This window comes from Bacillus sp. 95MFCvi2.1, assembly GCF_000374965.1.
Taxonomy (GTDB): Bacteria; Bacillota; Bacilli; order Bacillales; family Bacillaceae_G; genus Bacillus_A; species Bacillus_A pseudomycoides.
This window is the reverse complement of the sequence record NZ_KB895697.1, coordinates 20,490-33,843: the sequence shown is the minus strand read 5'-3', so window position 1 is coordinate 33,843 and position 13,354 is coordinate 20,490. Positions and strand designations below refer to the sequence as shown.

At 31.5% G+C, this 13,354-nt stretch carries 20 protein-coding genes and 3 pseudogenes; 21 read left to right on the top strand and 2 right to left on the bottom strand.

The annotated features are described in order from the left end of the window. The first annotated feature begins 8 nt into the window (after window positions 1–8). From C568_RS35395 to C568_RS0112810, 6 genes are all read left to right on the top strand, one after another. Window positions 9–254: a hypothetical protein gene (locus C568_RS35395; protein ID WP_018781739.1), complete on the top strand. Its 246-nt coding sequence runs from the start codon at window positions 9–11 to the stop codon at window positions 252–254. Then, the gene (locus C568_RS35390; protein ID WP_018781738.1) at window positions 251–439 is read left to right on the top strand and encodes a hypothetical protein; all 189 of its coding nucleotides are present in this window, start codon (window positions 251–253) and stop codon (window positions 437–439) included. The genes C568_RS35395 and C568_RS35390 overlap by 4 nt, the downstream gene beginning before the upstream one ends. An 11-nt stretch (window positions 440–450) precedes the next feature. Beyond that, window positions 451–582: a hypothetical protein gene (locus C568_RS36110; protein WP_018781737.1), complete on the top strand. Its 132-nt coding sequence runs from the start codon at window positions 451–453 to the stop codon at window positions 580–582. Between the two features lie 302 nt (window positions 583–884). Further along, complete coding sequence (locus C568_RS0112820) at window positions 885–1,244, top strand: Imm3 family immunity protein (RefSeq protein ID WP_018781736.1); 360 nt, start codon at window positions 885–887, stop codon at window positions 1,242–1,244. 148 nt (window positions 1,245–1,392) lie between these two features. After that, on the top strand, window positions 1,393–1,878 hold the full coding sequence (locus tag C568_RS0112815; protein ID WP_018781735.1) for a hypothetical protein: 486 nt from the start codon (window positions 1,393–1,395) through the stop codon (window positions 1,876–1,878). 449 nt (window positions 1,879–2,327) lie between these two features. Then, window positions 2,328–2,768, top strand: coding sequence for a hypothetical protein (locus C568_RS0112810; protein ID WP_018781734.1), 441 nt, complete (start codon window positions 2,328–2,330; stop codon window positions 2,766–2,768). Window positions 2,769–2,890: 122 nt separating this feature from the next. Here the strand turns inward: C568_RS0112810 and C568_RS36420 are convergent. Beyond that, window positions 2,891–3,151, bottom strand: a pseudogene (locus C568_RS36420) (IS3 family transposase); the annotation flags it as partial. A gap of 483 nt (window positions 3,152–3,634) precedes the next feature. Here C568_RS36420 and C568_RS0112805 point away from each other — a divergent pair. From C568_RS0112805 to C568_RS0112745, 13 genes and pseudogenes are all read left to right on the top strand, one after another. Next, window positions 3,635–4,219, top strand: coding sequence for an HNH endonuclease (locus tag C568_RS0112805; RefSeq protein ID WP_018781733.1), 585 nt, complete (start codon window positions 3,635–3,637; stop codon window positions 4,217–4,219). A gap of 11 nt (window positions 4,220–4,230) precedes the next feature. Continuing rightward, window positions 4,231–4,668, top strand: a complete 438-nt coding sequence (locus tag C568_RS0112800; protein WP_018781732.1) for an SMI1/KNR4 family protein — start codon at window positions 4,231–4,233, stop codon at window positions 4,666–4,668. A gap of 612 nt (window positions 4,669–5,280) precedes the next feature. Then, entirely contained in the window at window positions 5,281–5,613 is a 333-nt protein-coding gene (locus C568_RS0112795; protein ID WP_018781731.1) for an HNH/ENDO VII family nuclease, read from the top strand. Window positions 5,614–5,655: 42 nt separating this feature from the next. After that, window positions 5,656–6,090, top strand: coding sequence for an SMI1/KNR4 family protein (locus C568_RS0112790; RefSeq protein ID WP_018781730.1), 435 nt, complete (start codon window positions 5,656–5,658; stop codon window positions 6,088–6,090). A gap of 431 nt (window positions 6,091–6,521) precedes the next feature. Further along, complete coding sequence (locus C568_RS32890) at window positions 6,522–7,322, top strand: CdiA family toxin C-terminal domain-containing protein (protein ID WP_018781729.1); 801 nt, start codon at window positions 6,522–6,524, stop codon at window positions 7,320–7,322. 19 nt (window positions 7,323–7,341) lie between these two features. Beyond that, the gene (gene cdiI, locus C568_RS0112780; RefSeq protein ID WP_018781728.1) at window positions 7,342–7,725 is read left to right on the top strand and encodes a ribonuclease toxin immunity protein CdiI; all 384 of its coding nucleotides are present in this window, start codon (window positions 7,342–7,344) and stop codon (window positions 7,723–7,725) included. Between the two features lie 366 nt (window positions 7,726–8,091). Continuing rightward, window positions 8,092–8,583: a hypothetical protein gene (locus C568_RS0112775; protein WP_018781727.1), complete on the top strand. Its 492-nt coding sequence runs from the start codon at window positions 8,092–8,094 to the stop codon at window positions 8,581–8,583. 10 nt (window positions 8,584–8,593) lie between these two features. Next, complete coding sequence (gene imm48, locus C568_RS0112770) at window positions 8,594–8,995, top strand: Imm48 family immunity protein (protein ID WP_006095351.1); 402 nt, start codon at window positions 8,594–8,596, stop codon at window positions 8,993–8,995. A 335-nt stretch (window positions 8,996–9,330) separates the two neighbouring features. Beyond that, window positions 9,331–9,680: pseudogene (locus C568_RS36250) on the top strand (HNH endonuclease); the annotation flags it as partial. Beyond that, the gene (locus C568_RS0112760) at window positions 9,677–10,165 is read left to right on the top strand and encodes an SMI1/KNR4 family protein (protein WP_018781726.1); all 489 of its coding nucleotides are present in this window, start codon (window positions 9,677–9,679) and stop codon (window positions 10,163–10,165) included. The pseudogene C568_RS36250 and the gene C568_RS0112760, both read left to right, overlap by 4 nt. A 120-nt stretch (window positions 10,166–10,285) precedes the next feature. Beyond that, complete coding sequence (locus tag C568_RS35385) at window positions 10,286–10,465, top strand: hypothetical protein (RefSeq protein ID WP_018781725.1); 180 nt, start codon at window positions 10,286–10,288, stop codon at window positions 10,463–10,465. Further along, window positions 10,431–10,862 (top strand): annotated as a pseudogene (locus C568_RS35380) (zincin-like metallopeptidase toxin domain-containing protein). The gene C568_RS35385 and the pseudogene C568_RS35380 overlap by 35 nt, the downstream one beginning before the upstream one ends. A gap of 51 nt (window positions 10,863–10,913) precedes the next feature. Further along, entirely contained in the window at window positions 10,914–11,489 is a 576-nt protein-coding gene (locus tag C568_RS0112745; RefSeq protein WP_018781723.1) for a hypothetical protein, read from the top strand. A gap of 446 nt (window positions 11,490–11,935) precedes the next feature. Here the strand turns inward: C568_RS0112745 and C568_RS36415 are convergent, their stop codons facing one another. Then, the gene (locus C568_RS36415; RefSeq protein ID WP_368493481.1) at window positions 11,936–12,139 is read right to left on the bottom strand and encodes an IS3 family transposase; all 204 of its coding nucleotides are present in this window, start codon (window positions 12,137–12,139) and stop codon (window positions 11,936–11,938) included. On the opposite strand from C568_RS36415, the gene C568_RS30710 reads away from it, so the two are divergent. Both C568_RS30710 and C568_RS0112735 read left to right on the top strand, forming a co-directional pair. Beyond that, on the top strand, window positions 12,124–12,417 hold the full coding sequence (locus tag C568_RS30710) for a deaminase domain-containing protein (protein ID WP_331271560.1): 294 nt from the start codon (window positions 12,124–12,126) through the stop codon (window positions 12,415–12,417). The two genes, C568_RS36415 and C568_RS30710, sit on opposite strands and share 16 nt — an antisense overlap. A gap of 27 nt (window positions 12,418–12,444) precedes the next feature. After that, the gene (locus C568_RS0112735) at window positions 12,445–12,849 is read left to right on the top strand and encodes a hypothetical protein (protein WP_018781721.1); all 405 of its coding nucleotides are present in this window, start codon (window positions 12,445–12,447) and stop codon (window positions 12,847–12,849) included. Window positions 12,850–13,354: the final 505 nt, after the last annotated feature.

Below are 13,354 nucleotides of genomic sequence, written 5' to 3'. Positions count from 1 at the left end.
CAAGAAAGATGGTTAATGAACGCAATGCAAATAGGTTAAATAGCTATATTGAGAAATGTGATATGGAGGGATATGAATTAGTAAGAAAGAGTAATTTACAAACTTATAATAATGCAGACGGTCCAACACCAGAGTCTTTTTTTGAAAAATATGGTTCATGGGAGGGAGTTGTTAATGCATCTGTAAGTAGTAATCCAGGTATGGATGCTTGTGTTGGATTATATGATATATATCATGGGGGAAAGTTGAAATGATTTGGAAAATAGAAGATAAAAAAGATTTTTTATGGTATACCAGTGATAAGTGTCAATTGAAGATAAAAGTAAATGAAGATAAAGTGAATATTTGGTTGAATTATAATGGGTATAACATTATAATGCCAATGGGAATGTGGGATTTGATGATGAAGTTTCTGAAAGAGAACTTAAGTATTGTATAGGTGGAGATCATATGCAAGAGTGGTATTATATTGTAGACAAGAAAGACTTAAGGCTTTTTGTAGATTTAATTTATTTTTTTATTGAAGAACTTGATGCAGATAAGATGATTAGCCCAAAATTGGGTGTTAAAGGGTGGAATTAAAATATACGCATAAATAGTTTTATAATATTGAATGCATTATATAATAAAGTAACAACATAAAAGTGTTGTTTGATAAAATAATAAAATAGTTAAATTAATTAACTGCATAATTGTAATAATGTAGTAAATTGTAACTAAAAGTAAATATATGTTATAACAATGAAAAGAGGTAGTGTTTCAAATAAGAAACATTATCTCTTTTTCTCATGCAAAGAAATTGTAGGAAGTAATAACAATTAGAGATAATACATAATAATGGGGAAAGATTAAAACCAAATTAATGGGTAATGGAGAGATTTTTAATGGAAGACTGGACATACAACGAGTTGTTTGAAACAATTCAAGGGGTAGATAAAGAATTTTTATCTCAAAATAGAGGGTATAGACACACAATAGCAAGAATAGTAGACGATTTCAATAACTTAGGTAAAATAGAGGATATTATCGTTGATGTTGCTATAGGAGAGATTTTAATTACTTATGATAAAGTTTTCATTGGTTACGTTGAAGGTATAACAAAGACTTTAAGTTTGTTTAATCCACAAGAAGCAGAAGGTGAATTAACATCAGAAGAAATAAATGATTTATCGAGACGAATAAATAAAGTAATAGAAGGATTAAAAAATGCAGAGGTTGATTATAATCCCTCAGCAGAACAGTGATATTTATAAGAGATTGAGTCCATTAGCTGATTATATAAAAATCGAAAGCTCATGACGGGTGAAACATCGTGCATAACAATAGGATGAGAAAAATAGGCTTAGGCGAGATGACATTATAATGGGCGATGAATGTAAAGGGTGAAAATATTTGGGGAATTTAAACCGAGCAATTAAGCGGATTTCAGCAATTGATTGGAGTCGTATTGGGGAAATAGAAAGAAAATCGAATGTCCAATTGTGCAAAGAGTATTTAAGAAGAACTGCGATATTTTTCCGGACATATCCAGGTAAATGTGTTTACCCCTTTATAAGTATTTCTAATTCAATCACATCACCGCAAGTAAATATAGAAGGAATTGAATTAATTAATGAAGTGAAGAATAGTTATCAAAATGCAATAGTTACAAGTTTCCTTGAACTAAATGCACTTATAGATGAGGGAAATCAAATCGCTATTGAAAACAAAAATCTATTTGAGCCAGTAATAAAACTTTATGAACGCGGTGGTTATTTCTATAAGAGAAGTGGCTTTGTAAATGTAGATGGAGTATCGTTTCAATTAAACAATTGGGAGGAATTTGAACCTTCTGACATAAGTGATAAAACTCTGAATAGTTTAGATGAATTTGAGTGAGTTGAGATATAAGTAAGATAATTCAAAAAGTTATGAAAGAAATAAGAAGCTCTCATTAGATAATCTTATCTGAAAAGTATTTGTACGATTATGAGGAATGAAAATTAGTTTGTTTTGGAAGTTAATGAAAAAAGTAGCAGAGATAAATACTAGAAATCTCTGCTGCTTTTTTATGGTGCAAGTTGTAGAAGCGTGTAATCGGCAAAAATTACAGCAAGGGGAAATATGACTGCAGAGGAGAGAGCTGGTTTAGAGGAAAGAAATATTAAAAATACGGTAATCCAATAGGAACAACAGCTGAGAGTATGTTTAATAAGATAAAAGATTCATACATTGATAAAGGAATTTATGAATGAGATGAACAAGTATGGAAAATTATAATTGAAAAATCAATGCAAAAAGATGCAATAAATACACTATTAGGATTAGTACATTAGGAGGTGTAACTTATGATAATACTGAATAATTACTCTAAGACTGGCACATATATTATATTAGAACCTAGTGGATATTCAATAGTTGAAAAAAATAAAGTACAGTTAGTTAGGCAAGGTGTGGGAGGATTTAGTGAAGATGGACAATTGATAGGTATTTCTGTTGATTCAAATAAATTCTTTTTTATATATAATGAGAAGAAATATGAGGCAATTCCTGATGAGATAATCTGTATAAATGAGAGAACAGATGATGGGAAACGTAATTTTCAAGTTAAAATAACAGATAAGGTTGTATGTGATATTACATATAAACCATATATAAGCCCATTCGTTTTAACTTTTGGTGATGATGAGGATGAATTTGATTTTTTACTATACCTAAGTAATTTGATGTTAAGTAAAGATTCCATGTTAAGTTTTATTAAAGGAATGAATAGATTAAGACACTCTTAAGAAGTTTTAAAATCAGGAGCATAATTTTACTGAAAAACTATAAATTATTTGAATTCCTAAATTAAAATTTAAATAGAACATAACTACATTACAAAATAACGAAGATGGTTTGCTACATAATATCAATATTGAATTTGAGTCAATATCGTGGACACAAAAAAGTTAAATCTAAGCGATTTCTTTAACCCAATTTTTATTGCTTGAGGAGTTTTATAACGGATGTAAATATAGATTCGCTTACAGTTATAAAATCTCTCAATGTATTGCAATAATGCTAGAGTTGTTTGCTTAAACATAACATATTGTGTGCAGTGTAATTCTTTTTTTAGAATGGCATGAAACGACTTGATACAAGTGTTATTATACGGACACTTCCTCTTTGAAATCTATTGTAAGAAGTAAGAACTTCATGAAATTGCGTCCATATGACCATAAGAATATAAATGAACTTAAAGCACTTGATTGTCTACAATAGACGACGAGTGCTTTTTTGCGCTTTAGCATAGAAAAGATACATTATATTTTTATAAATGCATGAAGTGTTAAATTTTAATGCTGTTTTATAGATTTTAATGGCTATATACAGTGTAAGACGATAGTAGAGAAACATTGTAAAAAGTGTCAAAGCAACAAATAATCTTAGAGTACTAGCAAAATTGTGAGATGGAGAAATTAGTTTCAACCTAAATGTATTGCAATCATTGCGAGATAGCAAAAATATTACGCTTGACCGCGTGAGACCAGAAAGCCTAAAAGTAGAAAAATCTGAAAAATAAAAACTGTATCAGCTTGGCAAAAAAATAGCCGGGGGTGTAGATTATGTAACAGCTACACTCAAAGGCGTTGAATTTACTGAAGATGGTATATTGATAGGGAAGCAAGTTGGTCCAGGAAAGATTACCAAGTGGGTTAATGCACGCCATGCAGAGAGCAGTAAGAAAATTAATAATGAGATTCAGGGGCTTGAGGCTTCGCTTGCTAAGGGAGCTAGTAAGGCTAAAAATTTAAAACTAGAAGACTTTACAAAAGAAGTCTTGAAAACCAAGCCTATGAATTCTCCAAGACCTGAAAGGTGGCTATTAAAAAAAGGAGGGCAAATTTCTATTGACGACAAGGGAGTTTGGACATATACAAATAAAAATGGACAGTCAGTAAGATACCCAAATGGCTATCCTGATTTTACACCTTATGCCCATCCAGATATACCGCCGGTTACAATTAAAGTCCATTCTCCAAAAAATAATCAAAAAGATTTTGAAGCAGCAAATTTAGAAGCCGGGTTAAGTAAGGATTCAAATCCTCCAGTACCTAACAAAAATCAACCACCAGAAGGTTATACTTGGCATCATCACGAAGATGGTAAGACAATGATATTGGTTGAGGAAGATATTCATGATGAATTTAAACATATTGGGGGACAATCCACGGTTAATGGAAAAAATAAAAAATAGGAGGAAAATTTATGGCGAAAATTGAATTAATACATGATAAATTATCTTTGAAGGATTTAGAGGTTTTTGAAAGGGAACATAATTTGAAATTTCCTGATTTATATAGGGGATTTTTGCTGAATTATAATGGGGGATACGTAAATCCTAACGTGTTTTCTATCTCTTCTGAAGAGGGAGAGAGTGCTTTGAATGTATTCTACGGTATCGGTAACATGCATAATAACCTAGAGAAAAAATTTAATTTCTTTGATGAGATATTGGAAATAGGCTTTATTCCTATTGCGAGTGATTCAGGTGGAAACCAAATTTGTTTAGGTATAAATGAAAGTTTTTATGAAAAGATTTATTTTTGGGATCATGAACAAGAAACTGATGAGTCTATGGAAAATATGTATTTCTTAGCCGATAATATTAATGATTTTTTAGATGGTTTATATGAATCGAAGTAAATAAGTTAACTTTTGGGGTAAGATGGATAATAGATTGTTAGAGCATTTGAATAAAAGATACTTCATAAGATAGATAAAGTGTATTCAAATGAAAAAATTTAATCTTTAATAGATATAGAAAAAAACTAAATGAATTATTGATAGGTAAACAAATAGGGAATAAAACTATATTGACCTTGATTGGCTCCAAGCTTTTCAAGGTTTTTTATATTTTAATTAACATTCTATGATTGTAAACAGATGTACGAGATTGGTTGCAGTGTTAAAAACAAAAGTAGATTAGGGCATAAATCTAGTAAGACAGGAAAAGAAACTGGTGATAGATTTGGAGGTTCTTCAGATTTAGATAATCTTGCATTACTATCGAGTAGTGTAAATTTGAGTAAATATAAGAAGTTAGAAAATCAATGAGCGGCGGACATAAAAGAATAATGTAAAAGCTAATTATGAAGGTGCTGACTTAAGGCTTTGCTTGCGGTGAGGAAAGGGAATAGTGGGTGGTAGATGAGGCAAGGAAACTATTGGAGATAATAGGTTAGTGGATATGAATAAAAGTATTTGATTCTAAGGTAGAATGGACAGCTACTAGACCTAAAGGAACACAACAAACATATGAGGTGTTTAAAAAATGATATTGATTGGAATCAAATAAGGACTACGGATGAAAAACGATTCATCGGTAAAACAAATGCTGAAGCTGCCGTAAGTCGAGTAGCACCACAACTCCCGGATGGTGGATTTGCTACATTGCATCACATTGGACAGGATTCAAGGGGGCCATTAGCTGAAGCTAGTACAAGGTATCATGGTGTTGGAAAATATGGTCAAGATATTTTACACAGTCAATTTGGTAAAAGTAAACCTAATCCTAGTTTTCCAATTGATAGGAAAAAATTTGGAGTAGATACAAGAGAATATTGGAAATGGAGAGTAGAAAATAAATAAATTATAGAGAGAGGTATTAAAAGGGGTGAGAAAATCTTTGGAATGAAAAAAAGATATGAAGCACTATACTCTAATGAAGGAATTAATGCTGAAGATTTAGTGAAAATAGAAGAGAAATTGAATATAAAATTACCAGAAGATTTTTGTGAGATAGCTACATTTTTCAGTGGGGGATATTTTGGGGGAATAAGTAATCACTCATTTTCGAATGTAGATAACAGTCTAAATATCATAGATGAAACAATTAGATTAAGAGAGGTTGTTCATTTACCCTCTAGATTTATTGTTTTAGCTGAACCGCCTGAAAGTTTAATAGTAATGGATACTCTAAATACTCCTGCAATTATCTGGTTTGATGGAGTAGAAATTTCTGAATTAGAGAAAAAGTCTTTTACGTCCAAACCAGATGAGTGGGAGACTTATGCAGATTATTTTGAAAAATTGTTGGAGGAAGAAGAGGAAGAGCAAGGAATATAGGCAATAAATCTTTGTAAGGCGTGGTATAACTAGATTTATAATGAGTTTGAAAAGTTAAGTTGAAAAATATAAACTTTAGTAATTTATCCGAAAGTGTAAAATTGATGATTTTTATTGATATTTTTATATTTTGTATAATAAGAATCATTTGTGAATAACGAAAAAATACTTTAATGATACGGCTGGCACGATAGAATGTGTTAAGTCTCGATCTAATTCAACTTTGAAAGATATCTAACATTATCCATACGATATGGTGCATAATCAAAAGAAATAAATATAAGAATCCACAGTAGAAGATTTTTTTACCTGTGGATTTTCTTTATTTGTTAAACCTTTCATTGTATTAATTAAGTATAAGATAAGAAAATTGATAGCTAGATTATCTAAAACTAGCAAGCCTAAAAGTAGAAAAATACGGAAATGAAAAAATGTATCAGCTTGGCGGAAAAATGGCCGAGGGTGTAGATTATGTAACAGCTACACTCAAAGGCGTTGAAGCAGCTGAAGACGGTACATTGATAGGAAAGCAAGCTGGTCCAGGAAAGGTTACCGAGTGGGTTAATGCACGCCATGCAGAGAGTACTAAGTTTATGGATGGTAAGATTCAGGGGCTTGAGGCTTCGCTTGCTACGAGAATAGGGAATGCTAGTTCAGGAGTTAGTAAGGAAGTTAGTGGAGTTAAGGGTATGGGTGAAAATATTATTTTTAAGCCAGGATATGATACCCATTTAATAGAGGTAGAAGGTTTCAAGGCAAAACCAACAATTGGTGTTAAAGGAGGTCACAATTTTGACAATTTCAAGAAATTTGTTTTGGATAATTTCGGCAACCAAATAACGGATATCAATCAAGCTATTGTAACCAAGACACCTCACCAAAATATCGATGGTATATACGAGATAAAATATAAACTACCAACTTATGATGGATTGAGTACGGCAAATGGTGGAAAAGGGAATTTTACAGGTCAGTGGAAAGAGTATAAGAATCCTAAAACTGTTTATGACCCTAATGTAATTTCTGATGAACAAATATTAAAGTGGGGGAGGGAGGCGATGGCTGAAGGAATAAGCAATAACAGAATTAAAATAGATTCTCGGCCTAATGCTGTTTCCAATGAAGTTGTTGGATATGCAGATATAGGAGGAGAAAAGTTACAATTTATAGGGTATATTGATAAAACAACTGGAGAGGTTAAAAATTTCTTCCATGTGTTTCCTAAACAATAGTCTAAGGAGAATGTTGATAATGGATGATGAAATTTATTACGTAGAAAATTTTGAGGAAAAAGTTCAGAATATGGAAGCTTATTTTAATACCATTGGAGACGGATATTTCTTAGAAGCATTACATCATTTTAAACTTGCTAAAGGATTTGGAATTGGATTTACAAGTTGCTACTTTGCTACCGAATGTCAACCACATGATGAGGAGTATTTTGGAGATACTGGAGTCAACTTTACTACGATTCCGCCAGTAACAAGTGTGGAAGTCTATGCAATTGTAGACTATGAAACATTTTATAATTATTTAAAAGAGGTCAGTGAAAATTATGTATCTCGGAATAAACATAATGCAGAGGAAGTTGGAGCTTGCTTGAAAGAAATTAGACATAAATTTAATATTGGATAAACACTATGTACATGAAAATCAATTCGTGGGTTTACTTTTTAGAAGTAGGATTGTACGATACAATCAACAAATCAAACGCTAAAAAATTTGTCAAACACGCTTAATAAATTTAAAAGGCTTATTCCAACTTGAGTGATGAGTTGGAATGGGTCTTTTTTGCATGCAAAAAAGGCAAGGAGGAAAAGGAAAAAGTAGGTATAGCAAAAGTAAGGTCTAATATATAACTTTAAAGTCAGCTGGTTTGAGTGATGCACAAGCTCAGAAGGCTGTTCAACGAGAAATGGAACAACAATAACTGGAGATTCACTTGTTCCAAGGATTCCTGGTAGAATTAATTTACCAAAACTTAAATAAAGGAGCATTTACATGGAATTAAATACTTCTGTAGTGGAAGCGGTATTGTCTAGTAATTGGTTAAAACATTGTGGAACAGAGAGTAATTTGCCTCAAGGAATTGAGTATACCTATTTATCAAATAAAAAGAAAATGGTTAAGAGTGTGAATGGGATAGAATGGGGAAATATTTGTCTTGAAGAAAGTAATAATTTAACGGGTTATTTAGCAAAGAATGAACCAGAAATATATAATAAAAATTGGAACACCTTAGTTAAAAAAATCAAAGCAGAGGTATTACCAAAAATTACTGACAATATTGAAAAACAAATAACGATATTGGGGTTACCAAAAGATATATTAAATGCTATTAAATTCGATATAGTAAGTATAATAATGGTACTATCTTATGAAGAATATTATAAGTCAGCATTTTATAACGAAATGCTAGAAATCTATTTAAGTGGACATATTCCTTGTGGATGGAATGGAAAGTATCCAGAAGGAAATATATTTATATATTAGGGGGACAAAAATGACTAATGATGTAGAATATTACAGTGAAGTGAAAAAAATGATTCAGCAGTTTTTAAATACTTCACAATTGGTTCCAGAAATATTAAACGAACAAGAAAAGCAAATAATAGCAACATTTTGTTTTGGTATGATAAATGGTTATTCTTTAAAAAATAAAAAGAACGCCATACAAATACAGGGAGCTACAATTGATATATTGATAGAAATGTTCTTTTATTCTCCAGCAGCTAGTGCGGAATTCTGTAATTTTTTAATTGAGTGTACAGATAAATCATTTCATCCAACTATGCATTCTATCATTCATAGAGGAATTCAAGGGTATTATCAATATGAAGAAGCTAAAAATAATGAGTTAAAAGATAATATTGAGAATGTGATTGAAGTAGTAAAGAATCATTAAAATTAAGGGCATTGACTGAGGAAATTTAATCTTAGTTAATGCCTTTGTGCATAGCACCAATAAAAGGGATTGTAGGCTGGTCTGGATTAATATGGAAAGAGGAACTTATACTAAAATTAGTGATCATCGTATATACGCATTGGATCAAAAAATGTTAAGGGAATAGATGGATAGAAAACTTTTTATTATTGGTGAAAAAGATTATTAAGGAAAGAGGATAAATTATCTTCAATAGACGATGAGTGCTTTTTTGCGTTTTAGGATAGAAATAAGTAGACATATTATAATTTTATAAGTTCACAAAGTTTTAAATTTTTACAAACAGTAAATGTAGAGGAACGCATGTGAAAAAAGGAGTAGATTTTGATATTTTAGGATTCCCAATATTTAAAGGGAATGATGTTAAGTTTACAATGAGATTAGAGAAAGATTTATATATTAAGCCAGATGATACACACTTTAAAGAGTTTACTTGAATGCTAAAGGAGGTGATAGAGAAGGGGGAAATTCCAAAAGATATATTCACTCCCAAACAGTTAAAAGAAATAAAAATAGGGTTGCCACGTATATCAGATTTAACTTGGCGTCACCATCAAATACCTGGGAAAATGCAGTTAGTAGTATCCGAAACTCACAGTGTAAATCATTTAGGGGAAATAAGTTATAGGGAGGCGGAATTAGATGAAAAATTTAGAATGGAAGTATGCAGATGATCTGGTTACTGAAGAAATTATTGGAAAAATAGGTAAATCAATGGGGATTAAGTTTCCGAAAGACTATATCGAGTGTGCAAAAGTGAATCATGGCGCTAATGTAATACCATATTGTTTTGATGTTGAAGGAATAGAAAGAGTCTTTGGTTCATTACTTTCGTTTGATGAGGGAAGTAGTGATTACATTGTAACAGATTATAATAACTATCGTGCTACTTTGCCTAATGGTGTAATTCCTTTTGGAATCGATCCAGCAGGAAATTTAATCTGCTTTGATTATAAAAATCATGCAGACAATCCAATTGTTGTCTTTTGGGAACATGAAGATGCATGGGAAAAAGAAGCACTGATGGAAAGTGAAGGAATTACAGCAGAAGAAGCAGAGGAAGTAGCAAGAGAAAATGTATTTTATGTGGCAAGTAGTTTCACTGATTTTTTAAATAAATTGCATGATTAATAGATAGCCCTTTTGTTTTAGTATAAAAATAGTTTCAATAAAAAATTCATATAGGTAAAATAATAATTAGAGTATTTCCAGCTGGTCAGATTAAAAATAGAAAAATATAGAAAACACAAAATGTATCAGCTTGGCGGAAAAATGGCCGAGGGTGTGGATTACATAACAGCTATATTCAAAGGTGTTGAAGTAGCTGAAGACGGTACATTGATAGTGAAGCAAGGCGGTGGCCCAGGAAAGGTTACGGAGTGGGTTAATACGCGCCATGCAGAGAGTAGTAAGTTTATGGATGGTAAATAAATTAGATTTCGCTAATTGGGATACAAAAAGAGTTAGTGGGAATGTATTTAAACTTGATAAAAATGGAAATAGAATAATGCGAGTAGCTGATTTTAAAGCCTATAGAGAGGAGTTAAGTAAACATGGAATTGAAGTTGTAATTGATAAAAAAATAGTACCAAGAGGAAAAGCTGGTGGTTTCGATCCTGAGACAGGTAAAATTTATTTTAGAGGAAGACCGTCACAAATCGCTGCTTATCATGAAAATGTACATGCGCAACAATGGTTAGAGTTGGGAAAAGAGAATTACTTGAAATAAACCGTTTTACAAAGAGAAGAGCATGTATACAATAAAATTATGGAGAATAGAGCAAACTTCACAAGGGCTGAGATAATTGCTACTGAACGTTATATTTAAGCGCTTAGAAATGGCCACCCGCTGATTCTGAAATATTTAAGGGGGGTTTAGATGAGTAATGAACCCAGACTAACTGTAACGGAAGCACTACATGTTGTACAAGAATATTTAAATGAACGTAATAAGAATTACCTTCCATGGACAATAAATAATGATACAAGTCAATCAATTCAATTTTATAATAAGTTTTTTGCAATTGATGGTTGCGTATGGCTTGCTGAATTAGATTTTCAGGATTTTGACAGGTTTTTGGTTATTTCTGATAAAAAAAAAGCTATTGAGTTTTTAATAATAGGAGTTGATAAAAACAAAATACCAAGTATACATCCTAAATTAAATATAGACAGAGTGATTCAAATTTCTCAAGATTACAATGAGGAGAATCATTTGGAAGGGGTACTCCCCACAAATATTAGAGAATCGATAGCTTTTTATGAACGTTATGATGGTTTTAATGGCTATGCATGGCAAGTTAAAATGAAGGTACCACCTTCACCTTTTGGTGGTGATGATAATGTGTATCTTATTATTTCTGATGAAAAATCATGTGTTGAATATATATATGATCCATCAGGCTACCCTGTAACTTCGCATTTAGATGATGATTCAGATGAATATGATGATTAATCAATTAATATTTCGCAGAAATAATGAATTAACATCCATGGGGTACCAGCTTAAAGGAAAAGTCTTCATTGAGACATGCTCGGATCAAACCTAGAATGCAAACGGACATAAGAGAACACACGAGGGTTCTCTTGTTTTTTCTATCTTTAAGAATTCTACAATTATTGAATCTCTTTTTCTGTGATTTCCAAAGTGAAAATGGGAAATCTCTTGAGATTTGAAAAATACCTTAATCTTCATCTAATATTTGTGGATTCCTTCTGAATCTAGGTACGCCCTTCAAAACATCGGTTTTGCGGATTCTCCCCTAATTTTGGACATATACTATCCCTAACTTATTGTTTCATAGAGTTGCTCTTTATTTTGGCAAGTTGCTTCTTTTTTCATATGAGACAAGAAAAAATCTCGTCTCATGCTCTAACTTCTTTGATTTTTAACGTTTCTGTTTACGTTCGTCGATAAAATTCATTTGGTGATAAATCCAAAATATTAGAATGGATTCTGCGGTTGTTGTAAAACTCAATATATGTAGCTATTACTTGATAAGCTTCGGCATATGTTTGAAACATGTAGCGATTCAGGCATTCGTACTCCAGTAAACAATGAAATGATTCAATAGGGGCGTTCATATTTGGTGTCTTCGGTGGAATTCATTCGTGCTCGACCTCACAAGTTTAGCACACTTTTTCAAAGTGAGCGTATCTTCAAAAATTATGTAGTAGTTGAATTTCCGAGGTATAAGGATACAGAAGCGAAGATTCTTGAAGACATAGCTTCTAAAATAAAAGACCCAAATATTAAAGGTGAAGTTAATCTTTTCTCAGAGTTCGATACTTGTCAAAGTTGTACAAATATTATACTAGAATTTAGAGAAAAGTATCCTAATATAAAGATAAGCATCTTTATAAATAATACAGTAACTCCATAGGGGCATAGATTTAAGGAGGTTTGTGCTATGAATAATAATGTTGATTATGAAAGTATCAAAGATTCTGTTGTATATGGTTTTGAAGAATATGTGGAAGATGATGGATTTACAGCATCTCAATCTGCAGCAAAAGTATTTGAAGAATATTGGAGAGAGCTAAACTATAATGCTTTTACAAAGACTGCATACTATATTTGTGTTGCAATTGAGTGTTTTAAACTAAAAGAAATACCAGATTTTATATATGAAAAATTAGATTTTTATATCCATAGTACTGAACTTAAAGGTGATGCTAATAAAGAAGATATAGAACAATTATTGCAAGATATAAATAATTGTAGACAGTTAATGGAAAGTAAAGATTATAAGGTTATTGAATCAAGCTTTGGTGCAAAATCAAGAATTGAATATATTCTTAGTTTGAGGCCATAATTAAGAAAAAATGAAAAGTATCAAAATATTACAATTGAAGTTGTCCATAATGGTGATCTACTGATTCAACCTAAAACTTCAAAATGTATTTTCAGAGGTTCCTATAAAATGGTTTATAGTTAGGAAGAGTATGTAAATAAGGCCTACACTGAATATAAAGAATCTAAAAAAACGAGTAATAAGGAGGCGATTGCAAGAGCTTGTAATTATGATATCATGCTTGTTGGTTTAAAGATAGGATTAGTAATGAATTAATTTATATAGCTAACTATAAAGTAATTGATTGCCTTTAGGGTATCAGGTGTTTTTTGGGGGGGATTTATGCTTTGGACAACATGAATGATGAGTACATGAAATTCATAACTCATGATGGTTGTACCGTCATGGCGTATTACGTGCAATGATAGAACAGAAAACGAGGTGCGAGCTTAGGCGAGATGACATTTTAATGGGCGATGGGTATATTAAGGCTTAATAATATACCTATGAAAATAGATTGTTTTAA